We start from the raw sequence: 26,882 nt of genomic DNA, 5'->3' as shown, positions 1-26,882 counted from the left end.
GTTTTTGTTGACCACTACAGTAGAGGCTTTTTTTGGTGAGTAAAAAACCTTGGTCATTAACAACCGTGAAGGAAATCACATCCTCCTGTGGTGGCGCATTATCACCATTAGGCTCATTAGGGCCGGGGGATGTACCTACAGGCTGCCAAGTTTGTCCGTAGTCTTTGGAAACAGTAAGGCCACCTGTTTCCCACCATGGTATTGCGATATATTTTTCGGAAGGATGAATGAACGTATGGGTGAAAATTCGATAGAACTGAAAAGCTACCTGAGAATGAATTCCTCTCTGGCTGTCGGTATACCAGAGTGCCCCTTCGCAGTCGTATCCGGTCAGTTCGAGAAAACGGTGGTCATCAAAACGATAAACAACCTGTGTGGGTGCCTGTTTAGCCTGACAGCCTAAAACAGTCAATGTCATCAACATGACCGATATTTTAAAAAATCCATTTACGCTTTCCATCATTACTTCCCTTTTCCTGCATTCATATCGCAACGCATATGGTCCCAACCCTTGTAGTTATTCACCTCTGGCACCTTATCCGGTAGACCCTGCCAGTTGGTTTTGAGTATCTGAACAGTATCTACAAGGCCACGTTTTGTTGAGTACACCATGCCCCATTTCCAACCATCAGAGCCGGGCTTAATTACTTGAACTTGGCCATCTTGCAGGGTGTGAGGAATTCCCGGCCCACCGGGCTGAACTCTCGGATCTTCGAAGGGCTTAGAAGACATATAGAGGCTTTTCTTGGTGAGTAAAAAACCTTGGTCATTAACAACCGTGAAGGAAATCACATCCTCCTGTGGAGGCGCATTATCACCATTAGGCTCATTAGGGCCGGGGGAAGCACCTACGGGCTGCCATGTCTTACCATAGTCTTTTGAAGCACTCAGACCTCCGGGCCCACTATGCCACCACGGAATAGCAATATACTTTTCGGAAGGATGTATGTATGTCTCAGTGAAGATCCGGTAAAATTGAAAAGCTACCTGAGAATGAATTCCTCTCTGGCTATCTGTATACCAGAGTGCCCCCTCGCAGTCATATCCTGTCAGTTCCAGATAGCGGTGGTCGTCAAAACGGTAAACAACCTGTGTGGGTGCCTGTTTGGCCTGACAACCTGTAACTGTCAACATCAACAATATGGCTGATGATTTAATTAATCCGTTCATTTGTTATCCCTGTTATTTCAGTTCGTAGTCATTCAATGGCTTTGGCATATCCCATTGTAAATTCGGGATGTCCTTATTATGGATTTCTGGGTGCCGGGCAGGTTTTACTGTGGTGCTATTGTAATAAGCATTCACCACACCAAAATCCCCGATGGGTAATACTTCATCCGGCCTGTTCATAAAGTCTTTTGTGAATGTTTCATCCAACTGACCCGTCAAATAGTAGTTTTTAGCTGGAATAAACTTATTCTGCTGATCTCGCCAGTCTGCTCGATGAAGCAGGTCCATCCAGAACTCTCCCCATTTAAAGTCAAAAGACTTGCATTGCCCTACGGCCAGATCAAAGGCCATGGCGTGAGACGGCGTCAATTTACTCATGACAATTGAGGAGTGCTGGCTATAACCCACCGGGTCAGCTTGCTTCCATTCCTTTTCCAGCTCATCACGCGTTTTCAGCCATGTCAGCTGCAACTCTTTAAAATCTTTCGTGCCGGTGATAATGCCTTTGACCATTGTTTTGCCACGGTCGGCACTTTCTATCGCCAGTTCCTCTTTTGATAACACGTGACCCACAAGCCATCGATATTCGTAGTTATTCAGCGCATAGGTTGCCGTTTTCGTCCTGCTGATGGCCCCGGCTTTTGCCGAGTACGATATAGATTGGTCTGGGCCGTCAGGGTCTACGTGGCCTGAATATGGGATATCACAGGTTGCGGGATCATCGTCAGGATGATTCCCTTCGCCCATAAGGGTAAAGGTGAAGGTTTCAGGCAATTCTTCGCCGTTGATAATGACGTCATTAAAGTCATAACTGGCGTTCATGCCCGGGGTGGTTTTGAAATCTCCTCTTTGTGCGGCCGGGAGTTTAAAGGGTTGGCCATCAGGAGCTTTGCCTACCTCACCATGCTGGTAAAAAACTCTCTGGTAGAGATTGGGAATACCCGTCGCGATATCTTTAGGGACCCCACGCCAACCCAATCCTTTGATGTTCTGAAGTGAAACCGTGCCATCAACCGGGCAAAAGTAGTTATAGACTTTGCCATTGTTGTTGCGGCTGTAGCGGGGGTCACTCCGCCACTTATTTTTGTCATCCTTTTGCAGGGCGCAGAGTTTTTCCAATGCTCTGATCTCTTCCTCCGAGTGCTGTCCGCCTTTGTATTGGGTGGCCATCAGATTGCAGAAGTTTTTAAAGGTTTTTTGACGAGCCTTATCAGTCTGATGATGCCCCTCCTGAAGGTTTTCACTAAAACGACTTTCGAGTGAATACGGGGAATGATTGAGGATCACGCAGTTAGCGGGCTCCGCACCTTGTTTCTTGACCAGCATATTGGCCAGCATAGTGATAATTGTCCCCTGACTGTGGGCGACAATATTGATCACATCTTGCTGTGTTTCCGCATTGTTTCGGATTTGTAGAATCAAATCTGCCAGCCGTTGGGCTGCAAAGAACTGATAGATTCGGTGCGGGTTATGGAAGATAGGATGGGTGAAATTGCCCCCGTTCATGTATAGCGTGCCAAAGCCGGCGGCGGCAACCACCAGACCGTTAGAACCCGGCCCTAACATATCCGGGATATTGGTGGTGGCATTGGCGAAGGTCCCACCGTTTTTAGCAAAATTCACATCAAGGGTATTTTTGAAGCAGTCATTCTGAAATTTAACCGTATTGCTGCCGTCATTACCCATTGCTGCCATTTTTTGTGGGTCATTTTCCTGATACGCGTCATAGGGTAAGTGCGCACCGTTGCTGAGTTTACTGACCTCTTCACGATATCTTTTTTGGTCTGCTTTCCATTCATCATGCGTGACCGGTTTGTAACCCCAATAGAACGGGATCACCGGCGAACGGCCAGGTACTTTAATTTTCTTCTGTGCATCCTCACCTTGCTGCATCAGGAAGTCTTTCCATTCGTGCGGGTATAAATCTGTTCGGTCGAGGCGCTTATTAAGGCCTTCGATGATACCTGTTTCCTGATTCTGGTAGGCCTCCCCTACGTCATTAACACCGTGGATGAGAATAACAATGCAGGGCATCGGACGGGGTACCGCGACATTACAGGTCTGGGCCTCGATGCCGTGAGCCTCGTGGACTGGGACAACGTTGTCAGCGACCACACGCTGGCGGTAAGGGCTGGTTTTAGTATCTGCCATCAGAGAAGTTCCATCTTATAGGTATTCAGGTCCACCGAATCAAACAGGGCTGAGTGCCCTTCGGCATCCGTTACCCCTTCCAGAATTTCGCCCGTTTCGCTCTTCAGGCGGAATTTTTGTTCAGGCAGGCCTTGTTCCGGGTTGTCAGCCGCATGAAGTTTGAATCGGCGTTTAAACGCACCATTTTTGAATGCAGGCACCGTTGTTTTGACACTTTCTGGTCCCTTAAACGCCAGATTAGGGCCTTTAAGGTCAATCCCCGTCGGCGAGAATATCTCCACTGAACCGTCAGCGTTAATGCGGATACCACCACCACCACAGGTCAGTTGGATCCCCTGTTTGGCACTGACGTTGGTTTTTCCATCGGTACTGGACAGGGTAAAATCCTGATGAGACAACAAGTGCATCCCGCCTTGCTGTGCCTGAGCTACCACATCACCGGCACCGGCGATCATCTGTATGCCGAGTTTTCGGGCGAACAATGAGATTTTATCGCCGACAGCCAACGAGAACTTTTTCAAGACACTGATACTTGCATTACTGCCCGACGTTGCGACCCAATCCTTCCCGGCTGATAATTGAAGGGTCGAGGGAGTTATATGGGCCTGTCCCGCGTCAGAGTAGGCCAACATAGCGGGCCCGGTTAAGTGGTCCAACACCTTCTGTAAACTCTGTTGTGATTGGGTATCTACGGAGCTGGCTCCCGCCGTCGTGGCACATTGTTGCAATGTCTTTGCCAGCGCTAAAGCACCTTCCAGAGAGGCAACGGCAGCGGCCATATCTAATTGTTGCCCCTGAGCCCGGGGTTGTGCTTCGGTAGTCAGCAGGAGCCCTTTTGCCCCACGCAACGATACCCAGTGGTCTGTACGGCCCTCTAACCCTTCGCCGCGCTTCTTGCGTTGGCTATCCACCATATGGCCCGTATTAAGCTGGGATTTGCCATATTCAGTTGATAACTTGATGTGTTCTTGATCCCGTTTGTCCTCGAGTCTGATTTTGTTGAAAGAGGGAGTGCGGATGACGTTGCGGGTATCGTTGTACATCGTAACTAAATCGGGGTGTCGACCATCATGAAGCACGTGGGAGATAAACGGCCTGTCAGGGTCTCCGTACTCAAAGGCAATCGCGACCTCAACGCCTTCAAGCAAAGGAAAATGCATCCCATACGTATCACCCGCGTAAGGTCTTCCTAGCCGGACGAATGCGCTTTCGTAGCCTTTCTTCTTTTCATCTAAATCAAAATCAAATTTAACAATGTAACGACCCAGCTTATCCGTGCTGGCATAGAGTCCATTTTGCTCTCTGATCGAGACTCTGGCGGGTAATGTCCCCGCAATCACAGGCCGGGGGAGCTGCTGTGGACGGAAACAGTAGCTTTCGCTGTAAGGGATCCCGTGCAAGGTTGCAATAAAGTGCTCTCCCCGACTGCCGCTGACCTCAGTCCGGCAAACAACAAACCCACGTTTGAACCCGTCAGAGACATTTCCCTCAGGATAAAACATCCAGCCGGGAGATAACGACGGGTCGTTTGTTATGGCCGAAAATACGCTCTGGTCGTTAAGCAAATTTTCATGGCGAATACGGGCGTTAAAAGTGGCGCTGTCGCTTTCCCTCGCATAGATATCACCTGTAGAAAGGTGGTTATCGGCATAGTGATATTCACGTCCGGATTTGATGCTATCGGGTATATTGGGCACATGAACTGATTTTTCAGCACTGTGAGTAAACGGGTCACGATAGTTATAATTGCGAGACAACACACTGTCAGGTATGACGGAATAGGATTCCTTCAGTTCTGTCACGTACTCATTGGCACTTGTCATCCCTGAATTGCGGACGTAGGGAATTTTATTTTCACTGAATATATATCGGCTATCTGAGTCGCCAAAGACGGTGATCACTTCTGTGTGAATTTTGGGGTGGTTTTCAAATCGAAACCAAATACCGACTTCAGAAAGAAGGCGGAGGATAAACTGGAGATCCGTTTCCTGCCATTGTATGACCATCTCGCGTGCAGAATAGGCATAGGTTAATTTATCAAAGTCAATTTTGTAGCTTTCAATCTCCCGGTGTTCCAGCATGACTTGTTTAACTAAGTCCGGGACCGAAACATTGAGGTAAACGGCAGATTTCTTGGTTTTGTTCAGTAAGGCCAGTTCGTGTTCTAACATGCACTCATATACCGCCTCATCAGGCGAGGAATCGATGCGTGCAAAAGAAGTGATAATGCCGTTTACCTGTTTTAACTGGTCCCATTTCGGGTCCGTATCCCAGGATTTGTGCGGGTTTGGTGCTCTTAGAATAAAACTGGCGTTGCAGTTGAGCATCTCATTGAGTGGGAGATTTTGGCGGGTGCAGCTGAATTTAATGGAGTAACAGTAAGGCTGGCTAAGACATTCAGTAGCAGTAAATGAAATGACATCGGCATCAATATCACTATTGTGCTGGAAAGTGAGTAGGTACCGATTAAGTGTGTCATTCTCCTGAACGGCTTCATGTTGTGCAGGTTTAGGCATAACATCTTCCTTGAAAGTTAAAGTATAAAACCACACAAAGAGTACAACTTTGAAGTGGAGAAATAAATCAGACTTGCAAGTTATAACAGTGTTTACCTGCTCCTGGCCCCTAATAGTAAGGGCAGCAGTTTATGGTATGAATTATCTGATTAGTCTTTGCACACAGAACAAGAATATTCTTAATACACAGATGTTTCAAAATGTCCCAACCGATTTTAAATTATGACCGTTGCGAATGATTTTAACTGGACCCTAATCAAATCCAGTTAGGCAACAGGCCACAGTTTTAAAAGAAATTTATGAAAAATCTGACACGCACCTGAGTGGCAAAGTAATTTTCACGGTGTGATAAGATCGAAAACAATAGCTAATCTATCTTTCATATGAAATATAAAAATAAATGTATGTATAATTGTATTAATATTGAGGTTACCTATCATTCAAAACTATGATATCGACTTTTATTCGTCATATATTTAGCTTCTGACCTGCCCCCAGGATGAAATACAGCGCTCACTTAGTAATGTCGGATCCTTCACTCTCATCGGGTTGTACTAATCAACGGGAAGCAGGTCAATTGGACGTCAAACCCATAAATGCGGACAAACTTTGTTTTTGTCTTCCTCTGTCATCAAAATTTGCTGAGTTTAACCACAGATGCATAGCGTGATTGATTACGCCCCATTCACTGTCAATTATCGAATACCAACGGGTATCACGGCTGTGACCTTTTGAAATCTGTTGCTGACGTAACGTCCCTTCGTAGTGAAATCCCAGCCTTTCAGCTGCTTTGATGGCAGCCTCATGCAAGCTGTCGCACTTCCAGGCGCATCGCCTGTATTGCAGCGTCCCTAAAACATAATCGAGCAAAAGATAAATCGCTTCCGTGCTGCACAAGGTGCGTTTCATCAAAGGTGACCAATTAATCCAGCCAATTTCTACAGCGCCGTTATCCGGGTCTATGCGCTGCAAAGCAACAAAGCCTACGGCTTTTCCGGTTGTAGCCATGATGACTGCATAAAAGAGTGGATCCTTACTTGCCGCCAATGACGCAATATAATGATCACACTGCCTGATGGTCTGGGGTCTTTTTATATGAAAATAGGTCCAGTCGCGCTCGTCATCAATGCTGTGCCATGCCTCAAAAAGGTCCTGACTATGTTTAACATCAATGGGCTCAAGCAGGCAAAATTTACCTTTGAGGATCACTTTTTGTGGCGCGGATTTTGGTTGCCAATCTGGCAATGATTTCCCTAATCCCTGACCATAGATATTTAATTCCGTCATTTTTATTTTACCTGTCGTCGAGATTTAAAATGGAGGTGAAGAACTCATCTCTCTTTCTGTTTTTTGCAGCGGGAAATTATAAATAATGGATGATGTGACTTGATGGAAAATAGCCTTAGCCGCGGGTCTGCCGAGTAAATAACCTTGCCCAATATCGCAACCCAGATCCTTGAGTAACTCCAGTTGGTTTGCATATTCAATGCCTTCAGCAGTGACTTTCACGCCGAGCGAGCCCGCAAGTGATATAATTGAACGAACAATTTTGTCCTGCTTTTCATTATCACGAAATGTGTCGATGAAACTTTTATCAATTTTAAGTTTATCGAACTGGAAATTACACAACTGTGAAAGGCTGGAATACCCGGTACCAAAATCGTCCAGCGCGATTTTTATTCCTGCGTCCCTCAGTTTTTTCAAGGTATATCTGGCGGCGTTAGCATCCTGAAACAGCGCGCTTTCTGTAATTTCAATTTCCAGACGGTCGGCTGCAAGACCCATCTCGTCCATTATGCTGATGATGCTCGGTGCCAGCAGTTTGTTGCACAATAATATCGGCGAAATATTAAATGAAAGCGTGATTTGGGCAGGCCAGTTCAATGTCTCAAGGCATGCCAGGCGGAACAATTGTTCCGTCAATTCGGGGATCAGCCCAATATCTTCTGCCAATGGAATGAAAAGGCTGGGTGGCGTAAATTTTCCGGGTGAAACTTCCCAACGGGCAAGCGCTTCAAAACCCACCGTTTTACTGGTTCTCAAATCGACCAATGGCTGGTAGTGAACCGTAAAAGCTTTACTTGCCAGTGCTTTCTTAAAATCGCTCCTGAACAGCGCCGTCGCGAGCAGGTTATCCTGCATCGCCGGGATGAATCCCATTACCTTTTCGCGCCCCGCTTTCTTCGCCATATGTAGCGCACAAGCCGATTGTTGAATAACCTGCCGGAGGTCGTCAGAGTCCTCAGGAAATCGCGAGAATCCCACATTAGCAGCGATGTTAAAGGTGAAACCTTCAATCGGGATTGGGCTGCAAAGACTGCTCACGATTCGCTCGCCAAGCAAAAATAAATCCGTTTTATCTTTGTTTGATTTAAAGGCCAGAAACTCATCTCCTCGTAATTTAAAAACATTATCGGGGAAAATAAAAGAAATTCGCTGGCCTACAATTTTGAATATTTCATTGCGATGTTCATAACCCAATAAGTCGTTGATGTCTTTAAAGCGGTTTATTTCAATACTAAAAGCAGCGTGGTTAGCCAGTTGTTTGTTTTCAGCGTGTCGTGAAAGAAAGGAGTCCAGGAATTTTTGATTGGGTAAAGAAGTGATAACGTCGTGGCTTGAAATCCAGTCTACGGTCTTTTCTGCCTCAATGCGTTTTTTGATTTCTTTAGACATGAAGTTGATACGCATAAGACCATAAATAAACACCACCATGCCAGTGATATTTATGGCGATAAATACCTCGTCGACATTGTATTTCTCATATTCTGAGAAAAAATAAAAGAAACTCTCACTTAGGTTGAACATGACTGAACATAAATAGGCGAACAGAAATATTAATCCTATTAACAAAAACTCTTTTTTTATATGAGTCCTAAGCGTTGACGGCATGACGAACCCTTAATAAAAGACTATTATATTTATAATGATATATATCAATGGTGTACCTCATATTTCGTCTGGCGAGCGGTATATGAGCCATCATTTATCTGATACTAAGTTATCGGCATAACCGGCCTAAAGTTTAGGGTTATTTTTGCTTAATGAGTCGCAAAAAAAAACCGATGCTCAATCAGCACCGGTTTCTACAAATTAAATCAACTGAACACTTACGCCAGAATTTCGCGCACGAAGTTTTCGATTTCTTTATTTTGACCGTTTTCGAAGAAGCATTTCTGGAAACGTTCACCGCTCACGGCGGTTTTCACCAGTTCTTTATCGATAGCGCGCAGCGTGTCGAGATAATTTTCTTTCACCACGGCGGCTTTCACCTGATTCAGAATGCCCGCGTTACGAACCTGAGGTTCTTTACGGTCAGCCGGATAACCCTGGCCTTTGACGCCGGTGAAGGCTTTCTCGAAGATGAAACGCACGTTCAGCTCAGCGCCCCAGCCGAAGCCTTTAGCAAATGGCAGAGACAGCGCGTTACCGTTGTTGATCTGCGCGAACAGGAACGCGTCCGCCGGATCGATACAGTAACCGCAGTTCACGCCCGGATGGATATTCAGGGACATCAGCGCGCCCTGCCCGGTGCCGCAGCCTGCAACCACAAAATCAACCGCTTTGGAGTTAAGCAGAATACTGGCCATGATGCCCAGATGGATGTAAGTCAGGTGATGGTCCTGCTCGTCGGACATACCGACGTTATACACCGGATATTCTTTCTCTGAAGCCACGGCGTTCAGCTCTTTCAGGATGATCGCGTTTTTCGCGGCCTGACTGTTTTCCATCATCAATGCAATTTTCATGGGATTTCCTCTTTGGGCAGCGGCGTGAACCGCTGCTGTCTGTGAATGCTATTGGGTAATTTGGGTGGCGGATTAACGCGCCAGCCAGCCGCCGTCGACGGCAATGGTGTAGCCATTAATGTAGTCGGACGCTGGCGAAGACAGGAACACGACCGGCCCCATGACGTCAGACGGTGTACCCCAGCGTCCGGCCGGAATGCGACTCAGGATCTCTTCGCTGCGGGCTTCGTCAGCGCGCAGTTGCTGGGTGTTATTGGTCGCCATGTACCCCGGCGCGATGGCGTTCACGTTAATGCCGTGCTTCGCCCATTCGTTCGCCAGAAGACGTGTTACGCCCATCACGGCGCTTTTTGATGCGGTGTAAGAAGGTACGCGGATCCCGCCCTGATAAGACAGCATAGACGCAATATTGATAATTTTGCCGCCGGTACCCTGGGCGATGAACTGTTTCGCGACGCCCTGAGACATGAAGAACACCGATTTGATGTTCAGATTCATGACGTCGTCCCAGTTCTTTTCACTGAATTCGATGGCGTCTTCGCGACGGATAATCCCGGCGTTGTTTACCAGAATATCCAGATGCCCCATTTCCGCGACGGCGCGTTCCAGCAACGCCGGGATCACTTTCGTATCGCTGAGATCGGCGGTCAGGCTTAGAAAACGACGACCAGTTGCGCCAATGCGTTCGATGGTTTCTGTGGGTTCAACGATGTTAATACCCACAATGTCGCAGCCTGCTTCTGCCAGACCGATCGCCATGCCCTGACCCAGACCGGTATCGCATCCGGTCACCACGGCGACTTTTCCCTTCAGTGAAAAATTATCCAGAATCATGATGTTTCCTTTTTCCATAAAACGGAGGCGAATGCGCTGTTCCGTCACGTAAGACTGAGTCGGGCAACGCCCGGCCACGAACTGATGGAAGGAAGTTTAGCGAGATTTTTCGCGCAACTCAAGAAATTGAAACATCATTTCAATTTAGATGAACTTTAGTGTCGTTTTTTGTTGAGTTGATCACGTCCTGAGCCTCTACCGGAGCTAAACACGGGATTTTTGTTTGATGAATAGGGGTGAATTTGATTTAAGTAAAGGTTGAGCAATACTCATTGGCTAGGTGCTGTCTTGGCTTATCTGACTTTTTTCCGGTGGTGTTCATGATTAATCGAAGGGAATTGCTCTCGGGCATCGCCGGGGGGGTTGTTTCAGCCGGCTTAATAAAAGCGGTTGAAATAAGTCACGCTAATATTATTAGCGTGAGTAACATTATGATGCTCAGGAAAATCACTGCCCCTGAAGATCGATTATGCGTGGTGGTTCTGGGGTACCATTTTGCCGGCGATGGTGGCGCTAAATTAGTGTATTGGGATTCTGCCAGCCAAAAACCTGCCAATCAGGGTACGGTTATTTCTGCATTACTGGGTGATAAAGGACGCTGGATACAATTACATGATGGGGTCGTTGATTTTCGGCAGTTCGGTATTTTTAATGGTCAGGATCCCGCAGATCTTGCGCTGGAAGCGATGGTGAATGACCCGCTTATTCATCGTATTGAGGCGCATACTGCGCTGAATTTCTGTTCCCGTCATCGGTTTACCCGCTCTAACCTCACCCTTGATTTCGGTGGACATACGATCACTACGGCGGGTCTGGAACCGCTTACGGAGCCTAAAAATAATTATATATCCGCTATTTTTTCATTCAGGGGGGAGTTTGAGGAACAGACTACTGTGACCGTTTTGAATACTCCCCTTAATTTATTGGCAGAAATATACCCGGTCGGCAATAGCAACCAATTCCCTGTGGGGCAATGGTTTTGCCTGGAATCAGAAAAACTTTCAGGTCAATGGGAGCGAAAAATTCAGCGATTAGTACAGGTGACAGAAGTTATTGATGACAGCCATGTCAGGCTGAATTACCGATGCGGCTGGTCGCTGGATGCCGGAACTTCATTACATTGGCGTAAGGTTATTCCGGTCGAATATGTGACGATTAAAAATATGGCCTTTATTGCTGAAGGGCAACTCCCTGATACCAGTTCCCAGCCGGTGGTATTTGAATATGCGATTTACTGCGATGTATTTAATCTTCATGCACAGGGCACCTTCTGGTCTGTGATTTTCCGCCGCTGGAATACATTCTTCCGCACGGAGCAATGTTCGTTGTCTGATCCGCCGTCAGTGTCCTGGGGTGGTGCCGGGTATCTCACTCAGCAGATTTACTGTCAGTATGGCCACATTGCCAATTGCACGACATCAAACGCCCGTCATCTCAATGACCTGACGGCCAGTTCATCCTGCGTAGTGGTCAATTGTCACAGTAATGGCGACAGCACCGGAGGGTTTGTCACCCATGGTCAGTATGAGCACGATCTGCATTTTTCCGGTAACTCAGGAACGCTGACATTGGCTAATTCAGGAAAAAACTGGGGCCAGTCAGCCGCACGCATTGTCATTAATCAACATTTCTGTTCAGTATTCATTGCGGATACCAAGGTCAGTGATTTAACCCTGACAGATGTGCACATTGAAAGGGATCCTGAACAAGGCAATATCGGTATGCTGCGGCTTAATTGTGATGGTGTCACAGTTCGGGGGTGTACCGTTAACGGCGAACTGACGTTATTCCAACGTAGCAATCGCAGTACCAAGATGAATTTTTTTGAGGGATGTGGTTTTACTTTAGATTCGCGTCACGATTCAACCAACAGTCATTTAGCCGCCGATGATCCTTATATTGCTTCTCACCCTTATCCTGCTTCGCGTAATTCACTGAGCGGTCATTCTGTCATTCATTTTGTACGTTGCTGGTTCAGAGGTACGGATGCGCAAGCATCTCTTTTAATCAAAAATAAAGAGACGTATTTTAATGCCTGTCAGATTGACGATGTTTCACTGGTATTAGCCGCAGAGGATGCCCAGACATTGGTGATTAACGGGGATTCATCCCTGAAGGGCGGCAATTCATCAAGCCCTTTAATTTCGCGTGCCGGTTCACAGCCCGTCACATGGCTTTTAGGGCCGATGCGCAGTGAAGTGAGGGATTCGGAAAGAATGCATATCCATCTGACTGACGGGATTAATTATTATCAGGCCAGAAATGCAAATTTTATTCAGGGAAGGCGACAGTTTTCTACGGAAGCTTTTAATGCGCCCTCTTATTTTATTGAACATGACAACATCATGATTAACGTCAAATCGGTTGTGCCAGAAAAGACAGGGCCACATATTATGGTGAGAAATACAGAACTTTGAAAGAGTGAGGTTGCTCATCTGGAGCATACATAAGGTTGATGCTATGAAAGCACTTAATTCAATATCAGCACTCATGCAACAAAAACCGCGCAAAGGTCTGACGGTTTTCGTCGAAGGTTATTATCAGACTGGCGATGGAGGCGGTGGTCATTATTACTGGGATAACACCAGTACGTTAACAGTGAATAATGGCACCGTGGTGGCATCGGGACACACAAGTCTCGGGCGCTGGTTACTCAATCATAAGGGTGTGGCCGATTTCCGCATTTTTGGCATTATGGACAGCACCCGGCCTGCCGATGACGCGCTCGATGCGCTGGTCAATGACACCGCAATCACTCAGATTTATGCCAGTTCCGCCCTGCTCTTCCAGCGCCGTCATCGCTTCTCACGTTCGGGCATCACCCTTGATTTTCAAAACTTCACCGTCAGCACACAAGGGATAGCCGACGCACCGGTCAACGATCCTTTTGCTGCGGTAATGTTTTTTCAGGGAAATACTGCCGGTGCGCCCGTCACTTTCACTCTGACCGATACGCTTGTGGAGCAAACGGATATTTTCCCCGTCAGCGATTCCTCTGTGTTCCACGTGGGTGACTGGTATGCGGTGCAGGTTGCTCCGGTGAGTGGTTCGGCGGCGCGGGAGCTGCAAAAGCTGGTGCAAGTCATCGCGATCCCCGACGGTACGCACATTCAGACGGGCTATTACAACGGCTGGGCATTGCTTGCCGGGCGTGTGATCAGCTGGCAGAAAGTGGAACCTGTCGAATTCGTGAACATCAAAAACATGCAATTCACCGGTGCAGGCAGCGACCCGATTACCGGGAGCCATCCGGTGGCTTTTGAGTATGCGGTCTACGCCAACGTCGCCGGGATCCACTCGACCGGTTCGTTCTGGCCGGTCGTCATGCGCCGATGGAATACGCACTACCTCACGCAACAATGTTCTCTGAACAACCCGCCTGACGTGGCATATGGCGGAGCGGGCTATCTGACGCAGCAAATTTACTGTCTATACGGTCATGTCAGCGACTGCCACGTTTCGAATGCGCGGCATCTGAACGATTTCACCGCATCCGCGTATTGCCTGGTGGAAAACTGTCATGCAGATGGACAAAGTGCGGAGAAAGGTCCGTTTGTTACCCACGGGCAATTCGAGCATGACCTGACCTATACCGGAAATTCGGGATTAATGACTTTCGCCAACTCAGGCGCGACCTGGGGTGGCAGCGCCAAAAGGATTAATGTCCGCAAGCACGTTTGCCCGTGGTTTGTCGCACGTTCGGGCGTGAGTGACCTGATGCTGGAAGACATGGTGATTATTAGCAATGCAAACATTCCGCAATCAGGCATGTTGTGGGTTAATGCTGACGGTTTACAGATGACCGGATGTACGGCGGACAAAAAACTGGTGATAAGCCAGGCGTCTCAGCGTTCGGCACGCAAAAACATCATCCGTCAGTGTCAGTTCACACTCATTGACGACGCCGCCCCACTGATACAAAGCAATGTCACGTCATCCGTGACTTTCCGCGATACCATTTTTAACGCATTGAATGGTCATGCCTTTGCCAGCAAAGCGCCGCTGAGGTTTGTAAACTGTGAATTTGAGGGCGGCAGCAGTGACGCATCAGTGGCCGTCGCGTCTTCCACGCTGGATCTTCAGGGAAGCCGGATAAATAAGGTGCCTTTCATTTTGTCAGGTAACGAGCCGAAGCAAATCGACATTCATTTTTCGACTTTGATTCAAAGCTCAGTTGATTTCAGCGCATTGACGCTGCAAACCGCCGGTTCGCTGATGTTCGTTAACAACCGGTTATCTGACACGGCCATTATTGCGCAGCCTGAGACGAGCGGGAATGTTATCTGGCAGCAGAATATGACGCTAACCGCGGCGGCAAGCGTTGAAGACTAAAAAAGCAGGGATAGTGTAGACATCACTGCCCGGCGGGAGCCGGGCCAGCGGTACTTAAATCAGGGAGATGTGCGAAGTTTAGTGCATTGATCCCTGACATTCTGTTTCCATAGTCAGGCCACGGCGCCAGTCACCCGGCGTTTGTCCAAACTGACGCTTGAAGCTGCGGGTGAAGGACTGCTGCGAGTCAAAGCCCAGCGATATCGCAACGCTGACGATAGGTTCGCGGCTGCTGGCCAGCATATCTGCCGATTTCTTCAGCTTTTTTTCACGAATGAATTCGCCCATCGGCAATCCGGTGTGCTCTTTGAACATCCGTTGCAGATACCAGCGCGAATAGCCTGCGCGTTTGGCAACGGTCTTAATATCCAGTCGCTCTTCCAGGTTGTGATCGATCCAGTCAATCAGGTCGTGAATGAAATCCTCGGTTCTCATGGACTCTCTCCTATCTCTTATCAGTTTTCGCCCCCCGAGGGCGTCTTTTTCTAAACTGACTCAGTTTGCGATTAAATGCAAGTTTTACTATTGCATTTAATTCATCGTTACGGGATAGTCACGTTCCCGGAAGTAAACGTTCTGTAAAACAGCACAGAAAGTGTAACAGTATTTCTTGCACTTTAGTAGTCGCCTCCTTACAATCCCCCTCGAATCAATTGTATCAAACATTGATACATAATTGTGCTGATGAACAGCACAAGTCCCAAAAAAGTCAGATCAGGCAAAGGACGTTACCCGGAGGACAGACCGGTTGTATTGCCTGACAGCACTTACTCACTGGAAATAAAAATAATGAAAAACCTGCAAAAACCGTTGGTTGTTGCACGCGACCGCCTGCGCGGTACGCCTTTGACGTTGCGTCTTTCAGGGGTTGCGCTGATGGTCGCCCTGCTTGCCGGGTGTGATAACAGCGTGGCGCAAAACGCCGCTCCGCCTGCCCCGCAGGTCAGTGCGGCTGATGTTTTGATCAAACAGATCAGCCAGTGGGATGCCTTTAATGGCCGCGTGGAAGCGGTACAAAGCGTTCAGCTTCGTCCCCGCGTGTCTGGCTATATCGACAAAGTGAATTATCAGGAAGGTCAGGAAGTGAAGAAAGGTCAGGTGCTGTTTACCATTGATGACCGCACTTACCGCGCCGCGCAGGAGCAGGCACAGGCGGAACTGGTGCGTGCGCGCAATCAGGCCAGCCTGACCCGCAGCGAATCCTCCCGTACTGAAAAACTGATCGGCACGCAGGCGGTTTCTACAGAAATTGCCGAGCAGCGTCGTTCCGCTGCTTCTCAGGCGCAGTCCGACGTACTGGCCGCGCAGGCGCAGCTGGATATGGCGCAGCTGAATCTCGATTTTACCCGCGTCACGTCGCCAATTGATGGCCGAGCCAGCCGCGCGATGATAACCATCGGTAATCTGGTTACCGCAGGCGATACCGCCAGCGTCCTGACCACGCTGGTCTCTCTCGACACGGTGTATGTGTATTTTGATGTGGATGAAGGCACTTTCCTGCGTTATCAGGCGATGGCGCGTGACGGCCAGCGCAGCGATACGCCACAGTCCCGCCTGCCGGTTCACGTCGGTCTGGTGGGTGAAAACGGTTATCCGCATCAGGGCGTGGTCGATTTCACCGATAACCAGCTGAATTCTGGCACTGGCACCATTCGTATGCGTGCCGTGCTCGATAACCGCGACCGTACCTTTACACCGGGGCTGTTTGCCCGCGTGCAGCTGCCGGGTAGTGCGCAATTCAACGCCATGTTGGTGGACGACAAAGCCGTGCTGACCGATCAGGATCGTAAGTTTGTTTACGTGGTGGATAAGGATGGCAAAGCGCAACGTCGTGATGTCGAAGTGGGCCGAATGTCCGGCGGCTTACGCATCGTTGAGAAAGGCTTAGAGACCGGCGACCGCGTCATCATCGACGGCGTTCAGAAAGTCTTTATGCCGGGTATGCCCGTTAACGCCAAAACCGTCAGCATGGCGGCCAACAGCGTGACTCCGACACCTGCCGCCGTTCAATAAAAGAGAATCCTGACACATGGACTTTTCCCGCTTTTTCATCGACCGGCCGATCTTTGCCGCCGTTTTGTCGATTTTGATTTTAGTCACCGGGGCGATTGCCATTCCCCTGCTGCCGGTCAGCGAATACCCGAATGTGGTGCCGCCAAGCGTACAGGTTCGCGCTGAATATCCGGGTGCTAACCCGAAAGTGATTGCTGAAACCGTGGCGACGCCGCTGGAAGAAGCCATCAACGGCGTCGAAAACATGGTGTATATGAAATCCGTGGCCGGTTCCGACGGCGTGCTGGTCACCACTGTCACCTTCCGTCCGGGTACCGATCCGGACCAGGCACAGGTTCAGGTGCAAAACCGTGTGGCGCAGGCGGAAGCGAGGCTACCTGAAGATGTGCGGCGTCAGGGCGTCACTACGCAGAAACAGTCACCAACGTTAACTCTGGTGGTGCATCTGGTATCGCCGAACGGTAAATACGATTCGTTGTATTTGAGTAACTACGCCACGCTGAAAGTGAAAGACGAACTGGCGCGTTTGCCGGGTGTCGGGCAAATTCAGATCTTCGGTGCGGGCGAATATGCCATGCGCGTCTGGCTCGATCCGAACAAAGTGGCGGCGCGTGGGCTGACGGCAAGTGACGTTGTCACTGCAATGCGTGAGCAAAACGTTCAGGTCTCAGCCGGTCAGTTGGGCGCTGAGCCGATGCCTAAAGACAGCGACTATCTGTTGTCCATCAACGCACAGGGACGTCTCAAAAACGAAGAAGAGTTCGGCAATATTATCCTGAAAAGCGGTGATAATGGCGAAATCGTCCGTCTTCGCGACGTTGCGCGTATTGAAATGGGGTCAGGCAGTTATGCCCTGCGCTCGCAGCTGAATAATAAAGATGCGGTCGGCATTGGTATCTTCCAGTCGCCAGGGGCGAACGCGATTGATTTGTCAGACGCCGTGCGTGCCAAAATGACCGAACTCTCAGCCCGTTTCCCAGAAGGTATGACCTGGCGTGCACCGTATGACCCGACGGTCTTCGTGCGTGACTCGATAAGTGCCGTGGTCCATACGCTGCTGGAAGCCGTGGTGCTGGTGGTGCTGGTGGTGATTCTGTTCCTGCAAACCTGGCGTGCGTCGATCATTCCGCTGCTGGCGGTGCCGATTTCGGTTATCGGCACGTTCAGTATTCTGTATCTGCTCGGCTTTTCACTAAACACGCTCAGTCTCTTCGGGCTGGTGCTGGCGATAGGGATTGTGGTCGATGACGCCATTGTCGTGGTGGAAAACGTCGAGCGAAATATCGAGGAAGGCTTAGCGCCACGGGAGGCTGCACATCAGGCGATGCGGGAAGTGTCCGGGCCGATCATTGCGATCGCACTGGTGCTGTGTGCGGTGTTTGTGCCGATGGCGTTCCTTTCCGGCGTGACCGGGCAGTTCTATAAACAGTTTGCGGTGACCATTGCGATTTCTACCGTAATTTCAGCGATCAACTCCCTGACGCTCTCCCCTGCGCTGGCGGCGTTGCTGCTGAAACCGCACGGTGCGCCGAAGGATATGCCGTCGCGTCTGATTGACCGTCTGTTCGGCTGGATTTTCCGACCGTTCAACCGCTTCTTCAGCGCCAGCTCGCATCGTTATCAGAACGCAGTCTCGAAAGCGCTCGGGCGTCGTGGCGCTGTATTTGTCGTCTACGTCCTGCTGCTGTGCGGTGCGGCGTTTATGTTCAAAGCGGTGCCGGGCGGCTTTATTCCGACGCAGGATAAGCTGTACCTGATTGCCGGTGTGAAAATGCCGGAAGGTGCTTCGCTGTCGCGCACTGATGCGGTGATCCGCAAAATTAGTGCGCTCGGTCTGAGCACCGACGGCGTGATAGACGCGGTGGCCTTCCCCGGCCTGAATGCGTTGCAGTTTACCAATACCCCAAATACCGGCACGGTGTTCTTCGCGCTGAAACCGCTGGGTGAACGTACCCGCACGGCGGCTGAAATCAACGCTGAAATCAACGCCAAGATCTCGCAGATTCAGGAAGGCTTTGCCTTCTCGATTATGCCGCCGCCGATTCTGGGCTTAGGTCAGGGGTCCGGGTATTCGCTTTATATTCAGGATCGTGCAGGGTTGGGCTACGGTGCGTTACAGACTGCGATTAACACCATGTCCGGTTCGATTATGCAGACGCCGGGGATGGGCTTCCCTATCTCCTCTTATCAGGCTAACGTGCCGCAGCTGGATGCGCACATCGACCGTGATAAGGCCAAGGCGCAGGGCGTGTCGCTGGATGATTTGTTCAGCACGTTACAGGTGTATCTCGGCTCGTCTTATATCAATGACTTCAACCGGTTCGGACGCACCTGGAAGGTGATGGCGCAGGCCGACGGCCAGTTCCGCGACAGCGTGGAGGATATCGCCAATCTGCGTACCCGTAATGACAAAGGTGAAATGGTGCCGATCGGCAGTATGCTGAATATCACCACTACCTACGGACCGGATCCGGTGATCCGCTATAACGGCTACCCGGCGGCGGATTTGATTGGTGACGCTGACCCGCGCGTGCTGTCTTCGACGCAGGCCATGACCGAGCTGACGGCGATGTCGAAAAACCTGCTGCCAAACGGCATGAATATCGAATGGACGGATCTGAGCTATCAGCAATCGACGCAAGGTAACGCGGCGCTGATCGTGTTCCCGATGTCGGTCTTACTGGCGTTTCTGGTGTTGGCGGCGCTGTATGAGAGCTGGACGCTGCCGCTGGCGGTTATCCTGATTGTACCGATGACGATGCTTTCCGCGCTGTTTGGCGTATGGCTAACCGGCGGCGACAACAATGTCTTCGTGCAGGTCGGGCTGGTGGTGCTGATGGGGCTGGCTTGTAAGAACGCCATCCTGATTGTCGAGTTCGCCCGTGAACTGGAGATGCAAGGGAAAGGAATTGTGGAGTCGGCGCTTGAGGCTTGTCGCCTGCGTCTGCGCCCTATCGTGATGACGTCGATTGCGTTTATCGCCGGTACAATTCCGTTGATCCTCGGTCACGGCGCTGGCGCTGAAGTGCGCGGCGTGACAGGAATCACCGTGTTTTCCGGGATGCTGGGCGTGACGTTGTTCGGGTTGTTCCTGACGCCGGTGTTTTATGTCGCCTTGCGCAAGCTGGTGACGCGTAAACAACCTGCGCTGGAAAACCAGACCGTCTGAGTGGTGAATGACAGAAAGTAAAAAGCCGGGATATTATCCCGGCTTTTTTACATCTGAACATTGTAGAAATCTCAGGTGTGGAATCTTGAGGGCAGAAATTCTATTTAGAGCAGAGAGAATTGTCTGCGTATTCCGCAGCCAGATCTTTAGTACATTTGTACTTGCCGCCGCGTTCGAACTCGGCCAGCGCATCGGCCACGGTATGACGGCCCAGTACCTGCAACGACGCCTCTTCGGCCTCATTCACAATATTTTTGAAATAAGTACAGGCATTGGCGCTAACGACGCAGCGGGCTGGGACATCAGGACGCGCGGCCCACAGGCGTTTGTCTTCAATCACGGCGCAGTAAATATCGCGCAGCGTGATGTCTTCAGCGGGGCGGCCAAGATGAATTGAGCCGGTACGGCCAAGCGTGGAAACGATGATGCCATGCTGAGTCAGCGGCACCATCAGTTTGCGGATGAAGCTGGAGTTGGCTTCCAGACCCGTAGCTAAGATCGCACTGGTGCAGCGCTGTTCAGCCTTTTGGGACTGAGCGATACAAAACACCATCTGCATGGCTGTCGGAAAGCGATAATCTAACATGTCATTGTCCTGAGAAACCAAGTCTTAGGTTAAGCACCGTATCACAGAGGAATAACCCTGTACGTGAGCTGGTCAATAATATAACAAAGACTGTTGCATTATTGAAGGAGGTCACGAGCCTAACGCACATAAAGTCACGATTTGGGCACAAAAAAACCCATCCGAAGATGGGTTTTCATTGCGCTAATACTCAGATTTTTGGTCAGAAGAATCAGAACTGATATACCAGACCTACTGCTACGATATCATCGGTAGAGATACCGTTGTTTTCGTAGAAATTGTCGTCGCTATCCAGCAGGTTGATTTTGTAATCAACGTAGGTGGACATATTTTTGTTGAAGTAATAGCTGGTACCAACAGAAACGTATTTAACCAGATCTTTGTCGTTATTATCGGAAGAGTTGCTACCATCAGCAGTCAGGTCTTTGCCTTTAGATTGCAGGTAAGACACTTCCGGACGCAGACCAAAATCGAATTGATATTGTGCAGTCACTTCGAAGTTCTGAGTTTTATTTGCAACGCCGTTATCACCGTAAAGTGTCATATTGCGCGTTTCAGAATACATGGTCGCCAGATAAACGCCTTCTGAATCGAATTTAGCGCCTACAGTCCAGACGTCAGCTTTATCGCCACCTGCAAAGTTTTCGCCCGCTGCGTTTGTCTGATCGTTTGTACGGTCAGAAGATGCATAAGCTGCACCTGCGCTGATACCCATGCCGAAATCATAAGTGGTAGACAGTGCATAACCGTCGCCATTCTGATGACGAACATCGCGGCCATTATTTGTGCCTTCATTATTATTGTCACCATCATTAGCACCCTGGTATTGGAGTGCAAAGTTCAGGCCTTTTACTTCGCCGAAGAAGTCAGTGTTACGATAAGTTGCAACACCGTTCGTACGGCCCACCATGAAGTTGTCAGCGGTGGTATAAGTATCGCCACCGAACTCTGGCAGCATATCGGTCCAGGCTTCAACGTCGTACACTACGCCGTAGTTACGGCCATAATCGAATGAACCGTACTCGCCGAAATTCAGACCTGCGAAGCCCAGACGCGTTGCGTTGCCTGAAGTGCCGTTACCTTCAGTATTGTTGGCCTGAATATTGTATTCCCACTGGCCGTAACCGGTCAGTTGGTCAGTAATTTGAGTTTCACCTTTAAAGCCGACACGAACATAAGTCTGGTCGCCGTCTTTACCTGTGTCATCAGAGAAATAGTGCAGGCCATCTACTTTACCGTACAGGTCAAGTTTGTTGCCGTCTTTGTTATAAATCTCTGCAGAGTGTGCCGCGCCTGCAACTAATAATGCTGGAACAATAAGAGCCAATGCTTTTAATTTCATGACGTCATTCCTTTATTATTTAATTGAATACTTAAATTTATTATATGTACTTTATTTATGAGTCAGTGCTCGCAGTAATACTACCCAACTAGTTCTGTTCTTATGTAGAAAAATATCACGTTTATTTTTATTATTTATTGCTAATTATTTCAATGAGCTATATCTATATTTTCGATGAATGAATATAAATACAAGCATATAAAAACTGTATTTATATATTGCTTTTATCTTGTGGTAATTTAATTGTCGAATTGTGTCATCATCACTGCAGTTCATTTTTCAACCTTCCTTGGTTTTATTATTTCTCATTACAGGTCGCGATCCCCCTGTCTTCGACCTGACAGATTGCCCCGCCTGACTGCGGGGCTTTTTTTTGCATAAAAAAACCCATAACCGGCGAAAGTTATGGGCTCAACAAATGAGAGAGAACTAAGAAATACGACGAGGTCAGAGAGAACGGTTTAACCATCCACAACAAATAAATGTCCACAACAACCTTCATACCGGAAGCTGAAACTGCGTTAACCGCAACGTCAACACCCGTTATTCAGGGTACAACGGCTACTCTCAGGAGAAGAGTTTGCTAAACGCACAGTTCATTCCAGTAACTGATGCGCATTAAACGGGTGTAGCGATCAGGAGCGGCGAAACCACGCGGGATCACTGTTCCCCACATCAATGCCGTAGAGACAGCCGGTGGCCAGAAAGCTTTCCAGCAGACGCGTGGTATCCTGCGTTTTATCTTCAGTGTGCGCGCTCACCTTGCGGCGAGTCAGACGTTGCCAGAACGAGCGAGGCTCAGTAGCAGATACATTCATACGGCCCTCCGGTTAATCACTGTCAGTGCGTTCGACGATCAGCGCAGAAGTTTTCATCTGCTGCTGGAGTGAGCTCAGTTAACCGTTTCTGCGGCACGAATTGAACCAACCATTTTTGCTTTGCAAAGCGATAAATCGACTAAGCCTCGCCTGACCAGATCCCCTGGCAAAATAACTTTGCGCACGCCACGCTGTTTTGATGTCGTGAAGCCGGATCGCCTGCGGTCTGCGCCAGCTGTGCCAGCATGCCGGTGAAACACTGTCCGAGTAGGTCTGCGGAAATATCATCTCGGAACAAGCCATTGTGCTGGCTGTAGGCCAGATTTTCCGCAATCAGTTGCGACAACAACGTTTGGGTTTCACTGCCGTGCGGCGCCTGGAGGAACGCCCGCTGCGTCAGCATTTCATCTTCGGCAAGGAAATTCAGCAGTTTGCGAAAACTTAGCGCCATGCGATCCAGCACCTGATTTTCGGCCACCTGCGAAGATATTTGTAATGAACGCGTCAGCGCGGTAAGACGCTCGCGAAATAAAATGAGGCTGTCATCGACCATTGTGTTGCCCTTTTTAGCGTAATCCATCCCCTATTCTACCCGAGTTAACTGCCGCCACGCTTTCAATCTGTACCTCCCTACTTATTCGAACCGATACAGTTAATGACCGTGGCTAACAATTGCACATGCGGGCTCAGGGGCGTAAACCAGTAAGCAGCTCACGTAAATGTACCGGGATGGTATTCCCGTGCGTTGCGCGCAGCACCTGAAGAAGATACCGAATACATAGAGGATGGTTGTATGTCTAAAAATGGAAAAGTGGCTTTAGTGACAGGTGGCGGTCAGGGGATTGGCCGCGCGATTGCACTGCGTCTTGCCAAAGACGGTTTTGCTGTGGCGGTTGTGGATTTTAATCATGAAACGGCGAAGAACGTCGCTGAAGAGATTAATCATGCCGGTGGCCGCGCCATTGCGCAGCTTGCTGACGTATCCAACCGTGATCAGGTTTTTGCTGCGGTAGAAGCGGCAACTAAACAGCTGGGCGGTTTTGACGTGATAGTCAATAACGCCGGCATCGCGCCAACGACGCTGATTGAAGACATCACACCTGAGATTGTCGATAAAGTGTATAACATCAACGTCAAAGGTGTGATCTGGGGCATTCAGGCCGCGATCAAAGCATTTAAATCGCAGGGTCACGGCGGGAAAATTATTAATGCCTGTTCACAGGCCGGGCACGTAGGTAATCCGGAACTGGCGATTTACAGTTCGAGTAAATTTGCCGTTCGCGGCCTGACTCAAACTGCAGCGCGCGATTTAGCACCGCTCGGGATCACCGTGAATGCATACTGTCCGGGGATTGTGAAAACGCCGATGTGGGAAGAGATTGACCGTCAGGTGTCTGCCGCTGCCGGTCAACCGGTGGGTTACGGTACGCAGGAATTTGCCAAAAATATCACCCTGAAACGCCTCTCCGAACCGGAAGATGTCGCTGGCTGCGTGTCTTATCTCGCGGGCCCGGATTCAGATTATATGACCGGGCAGTCATTGCTGATCGACGGTGGTATGGTATTTAATTAATTAACAAGGAAAGTGATTTGACTGACGGCAGCACCGGATAAGGTGTTGCGTTTGCATTTAAAGAGGCAGAACGTCAGGCGGCGATATGAATGATTTTCTGTGTCATGCGCAAGGCGGAATCAAACGGTTCGGTCGTCCGTACAATTTTTACCATCACGCTGGCACCTACCCAAAGCTGATAAAGACTTTCAGCGACTCTGGCTGGCTCATCATCGAGAGTCAGTGATCCTTCGACGATACCCTTTTCTAAAGCCTCTGCCAGTCGGCCAATAATTCCCGCGGTGCCGGATTTTAACGTTAAGCGCATGCTGTCGGAAAGATCCGCAACTTCCGCACCCAGTTTCACGGCCAGGCATTTTCCCTGACAATCAGAGAATGACTGAGATTCGCGCCATACTTGCCAATATTTCATCAGTCGCTGCGCCATATTCAAGCCAGGCAGATGGAGCGTGCTGTCGAGTTCAGCCAGATAATCCTCAAAATAGCGCGCCAGAATATCTGCCCCAAAGGCTTCCTTCGAACCGAAGTAATGATAAAAAGATCCCTTAGGCACACCCGCGTCCTTAAGGATTTCATTCAGTCCAACCGCCGAGAAACCTTTGGCAGCCATGATGCGCTGGCCGGTAGCCAAAATGTGGTCGCGGACGTCGTTGCTATGGAGATGCGTTGCAGTAGCCATTGAGTTGATTCACCTGATACAAGACCAGTCGTATAGTAACGAATTCGTGAAACCCTTTCATGTAAAGAATGCAAAGCCGCGGTGACCGAAAGAAAAAAGTCACCGCGAGGGTTGATGGCGTGATTAAGCGAGCTGCCTGATCAGTTCTTCCGCCGTCGCCGCCGAAGAGGTCGGGTTTTGGCCGGTGATCAGCAACCCGTCGGTGACCACATAAGAACTCCAGTCTGCCCCTTTGGAATAAATTCCGCCTTTAGCAATAAGCTCATCTTCGACCAGGAAAGGCACGACGTTAGTCAGACCCACCGCTTCTTCTTCAGTGTTGGTGAAACCGGTGACTTTTTTGCCTTCTACCAGCGGTTTCCCTTCTGGCGTTTTCACATGGCGCAACACGCCCGGTGCATGACAAACCAGTGCTACGTGTTTGTTTGACGCCAGGAAGGCTTCGATCAGCGCGATTGAATCCTTATCTTCAGCCAGATCCCACAGAGGGCCATGGCCGCCAGGATAGAACACGGCGTCGAAGTCGGACTGAGAAATGCTGTCGAGGCGAACCGTTGCGGCAAGTTGGGCCATTGCGTCGGGATCGGCTTCGAAACGGTGCGTCTGCTCGGTCTGGAAATCAGGCTCATTACTTTTTGGATCCAACGGCGGGTTGCCGCCTTTCGGGGAGGCCAGCGTGATGTGTGCTCCGGCATCTTTAAAAGTGTAAAACGGTGCAGCCAGTTCTTCCAGCCAGAAACCGGTTTTACGGCCAGTGGTGCCCAGTTGATCGTGTGAGGTCAGAACCATAAGAATTTTCATTTTACATCTCCGCGTGAGGGACAGTTATTTTGAATTAGACCGGTCGTCTAATTACACATCAAAAAAAACGATAAATTTTTTGCTTATGCGATGGGCTGCAAGCGGCATGTCGTTAAGTTAACAATGATTAGACCGGTCGTCTAGTGGTTTTTTAAAATAAATTGATTTTCTTTATAGCGGGGATCCTTTCCCGCTGATGCCAGCAGTAAGAACCGGTGTGTACAGCCCCTGCTGTTCACACCCTACCCGGTTTTGATGGCGTCGCATTACGACGCCAGCGGGATGTAGTATTCGCAGGTGACGCCGTTCAGTGCAGATTCACGAGAATACTTCTCAAGGTCCGGCTGCATGATAAATTCCAAACCCAGCGTCGGCAGGAATACCGAATACATGTAGAGAATGAAATCGTTCAGGCGGCTGAGATCATACGGATAATTGATTTTCAGATAGCGGCTGGCGGGCACAAAGATGTCGTGACTGTCGCTGATATTGACCTGATGCGCGACCGTGTAATCCATCTGCAAGGCATTTGCCACTTCATCGTTAGTATCCGGACGACAGTCAGACAGCCCCCACACCGGCGCGAGGAGTGATTCCGGTGTGGTCAGATAACGCAGCAGTTCGGCACGGTGAACGTGATTTTTGCTGTTAAACAGCGCTTCAATCGGGTACGTGTGCGTTGTTGTCTGACCTTCAAATGCCATCTCCGGCAATTCAACAATTTCAAATTCCGGCTGCGGGAACTCATCGACCGTTAACGGCGCCGTGATACCGTTCATTGTCCATGACGCATTACGACGGTACATCCCCGGCGTTTCGGCAAAGTTCTTCTTGAATGAACGCGTAAACGTCTGCTGCGAATCATAGGAATAATACAGTGAGATATCGAGGATCGGCATATTCGTCAGGCGCAATGCGATCGCGGCCATGGTCAGACGGCGGTCCCGGATGTATTTTCCCAGCGCATGACCCGTTTTGCTTTTAAATAATCGCTGAAGATACCACGGGGAATAGCCGGTTTTCTTTGAGGCTTTTTCCATGGTCAGACGATCACTTAAATTGACTTCGATCCAATAGAGTAATTCTTTGATCAAGTCGTCATGAAAATCTGGTTTCTGTTCGCTCTGCAAGATGAACTCCTGGTGCTGC

The 26,882-nt window shown here is 49.4% G+C and carries 21 protein-coding genes; 5 read left to right on the top strand and 16 right to left on the bottom strand.

Going from position 1 to position 26,882, the window contains the following annotated elements; translation table 11 throughout:
* The 8 genes from TU92_RS00830 to kduD form a co-directional block, all read right to left on the bottom strand.
* On the bottom strand, positions 1–463 hold a 463-nt coding region (locus TU92_RS00830; RefSeq protein ID WP_427909977.1), incomplete at its 3' end, for a T6SS immunity protein Tli3 family protein.
* Entirely contained in the window at positions 463–1,170 is a 708-nt protein-coding gene (locus tag TU92_RS00825) for a T6SS immunity protein Tli3 family protein (protein WP_112164075.1), read from the bottom strand. The genes TU92_RS00830 and TU92_RS00825, both read right to left, overlap by 1 nt.
* A 12-nt stretch (positions 1,171–1,182) precedes the next feature.
* Positions 1,183–3,321, bottom strand: coding sequence for a T6SS effector phospholipase Tle3 domain-containing protein (locus TU92_RS00820; protein ID WP_112164074.1), 2,139 nt, complete (start codon positions 3,319–3,321; stop codon positions 1,183–1,185).
* Positions 3,321–5,837, bottom strand: a complete 2,517-nt coding sequence (locus TU92_RS00815; protein WP_112164073.1) for a type VI secretion system Vgr family protein — start codon at positions 5,835–5,837, stop codon at positions 3,321–3,323. Before TU92_RS00815 ends, TU92_RS00820 begins: the two co-directional genes overlap by 1 nt.
* Before the next feature lie 573 nt (positions 5,838–6,410).
* Positions 6,411–7,124: a GNAT family N-acetyltransferase gene (locus tag TU92_RS00810; protein WP_112164072.1), complete on the bottom strand. Its 714-nt coding sequence runs from the start codon at positions 7,122–7,124 to the stop codon at positions 6,411–6,413.
* A gap of 24 nt (positions 7,125–7,148) precedes the next feature.
* Positions 7,149–8,729: a putative bifunctional diguanylate cyclase/phosphodiesterase gene (locus TU92_RS00805; RefSeq protein ID WP_248291961.1), complete on the bottom strand. Its 1,581-nt coding sequence runs from the start codon at positions 8,727–8,729 to the stop codon at positions 7,149–7,151.
* A 218-nt stretch (positions 8,730–8,947) separates the two neighbouring features.
* On the bottom strand, positions 8,948–9,586 hold the full coding sequence (locus TU92_RS00800) for an RpiB/LacA/LacB family sugar-phosphate isomerase (protein ID WP_056773844.1): 639 nt from the start codon (positions 9,584–9,586) through the stop codon (positions 8,948–8,950).
* 72 nt (positions 9,587–9,658) lie between these two features.
* Positions 9,659–10,420: a 2-dehydro-3-deoxy-D-gluconate 5-dehydrogenase KduD gene (kduD, locus tag TU92_RS00795; RefSeq protein WP_112164087.1), complete on the bottom strand. Its 762-nt coding sequence runs from the start codon at positions 10,418–10,420 to the stop codon at positions 9,659–9,661.
* Positions 10,421–10,740: 320 nt separating this feature from the next.
* Between kduD and TU92_RS00790 the strand changes: the two genes are divergently transcribed.
* Positions 10,741–12,837 carry a hypothetical protein gene (locus TU92_RS00790; RefSeq protein ID WP_112164071.1) on the top strand — a complete coding sequence of 699 codons (2,097 nt, stop codon included), beginning with the start codon at positions 10,741–10,743 and terminating at the stop codon, positions 12,835–12,837.
* Positions 12,838–12,880: 43 nt separating this feature from the next.
* Positions 12,881–14,752 carry a hypothetical protein gene (locus TU92_RS00785; protein WP_112164070.1) on the top strand — a complete coding sequence of 624 codons (1,872 nt, stop codon included), beginning with the start codon at positions 12,881–12,883 and terminating at the stop codon, positions 14,750–14,752.
* A gap of 78 nt (positions 14,753–14,830) precedes the next feature.
* Here the strand turns inward: TU92_RS00785 and TU92_RS00780 are convergent, their stop codons facing one another.
* Positions 14,831–15,187, bottom strand: coding sequence for a helix-turn-helix domain-containing protein (locus TU92_RS00780; RefSeq protein ID WP_112164069.1), 357 nt, complete (start codon positions 15,185–15,187; stop codon positions 14,831–14,833).
* A gap of 441 nt (positions 15,188–15,628) precedes the next feature.
* Here TU92_RS00780 and TU92_RS00775 point away from each other — a divergent pair, with 441 nt between their 5' ends.
* Together TU92_RS00775 and oqxB are read left to right on the top strand one after the other, a co-directional pair.
* Positions 15,629–16,765, top strand: coding sequence for an efflux RND transporter periplasmic adaptor subunit (locus tag TU92_RS00775; protein ID WP_244207843.1), 1,137 nt, complete (start codon positions 15,629–15,631; stop codon positions 16,763–16,765).
* 16 nt (positions 16,766–16,781) lie between these two features.
* A complete protein-coding gene (gene oqxB / locus TU92_RS00770) occupies positions 16,782–19,934 on the top strand; it encodes a multidrug efflux RND transporter permease subunit OqxB (protein WP_112164068.1) in 3,153 nt (1,050 codons plus the stop codon).
* Between the two features lie 100 nt (positions 19,935–20,034).
* Here the strand turns inward: oqxB and TU92_RS00765 are convergent, their stop codons facing one another.
* The 4 genes from TU92_RS00765 to TU92_RS00750 form a co-directional block, all read right to left on the bottom strand.
* Positions 20,035–20,520, bottom strand: a complete 486-nt coding sequence (locus TU92_RS00765) for an RrF2 family transcriptional regulator (RefSeq protein WP_112164067.1) — start codon at positions 20,518–20,520, stop codon at positions 20,035–20,037.
* A 211-nt stretch (positions 20,521–20,731) separates the two neighbouring features.
* Positions 20,732–21,862: a porin OmpC gene (ompC, locus tag TU92_RS00760; RefSeq protein ID WP_112164066.1), complete on the bottom strand. Its 1,131-nt coding sequence runs from the start codon at positions 21,860–21,862 to the stop codon at positions 20,732–20,734.
* A gap of 635 nt (positions 21,863–22,497) precedes the next feature.
* Positions 22,498–22,680 (bottom strand): hypothetical protein, encoded by a 183-nt coding sequence (locus TU92_RS00755; RefSeq protein ID WP_112164065.1) that lies wholly within the window; start codon positions 22,678–22,680, stop codon positions 22,498–22,500.
* Positions 22,681–22,819: 139 nt separating this feature from the next.
* Positions 22,820–23,260, bottom strand: coding sequence for a hypothetical protein (locus TU92_RS00750; RefSeq protein ID WP_244207841.1), 441 nt, complete (start codon positions 23,258–23,260; stop codon positions 22,820–22,822).
* 213 nt (positions 23,261–23,473) lie between these two features.
* Between TU92_RS00750 and TU92_RS00745 the strand changes: the two genes are divergently transcribed.
* Positions 23,474–24,253, top strand: coding sequence for a (S)-acetoin forming diacetyl reductase (locus TU92_RS00745; protein ID WP_112164063.1), 780 nt, complete (start codon positions 23,474–23,476; stop codon positions 24,251–24,253).
* A 73-nt stretch (positions 24,254–24,326) separates the two neighbouring features.
* Here the strand turns inward: TU92_RS00745 and TU92_RS00740 are convergent, their stop codons facing one another.
* The 3 genes from TU92_RS00740 to TU92_RS00730 all read right to left on the bottom strand — a co-directional run bounded on the left by TU92_RS00740 (position 24,327) and on the right by TU92_RS00730 (position 26,863).
* A complete protein-coding gene (locus tag TU92_RS00740; protein WP_112164062.1) occupies positions 24,327–24,932 on the bottom strand; it encodes a TetR/AcrR family transcriptional regulator in 606 nt (201 codons plus the stop codon).
* A gap of 123 nt (positions 24,933–25,055) precedes the next feature.
* Entirely contained in the window at positions 25,056–25,733 is a 678-nt protein-coding gene (locus TU92_RS00735; protein ID WP_112164061.1) for a type 1 glutamine amidotransferase domain-containing protein, read from the bottom strand.
* A gap of 266 nt (positions 25,734–25,999) precedes the next feature.
* Positions 26,000–26,863 (bottom strand): helix-turn-helix domain-containing protein, encoded by an 864-nt coding sequence (locus TU92_RS00730; protein WP_112164060.1) that lies wholly within the window; start codon positions 26,861–26,863, stop codon positions 26,000–26,002.
* Positions 26,864–26,882: the final 19 nt, after the last annotated feature.

It is taken from the genome of Rahnella inusitata (assembly GCF_003263515.1).
GTDB lineage: Bacteria > Pseudomonadota > Gammaproteobacteria > Enterobacterales > Enterobacteriaceae > Rahnella > Rahnella inusitata.
Note: the sequence above shows the minus strand (reverse complement) of the source record. Positions and strands in the feature narration are given on the sequence as shown.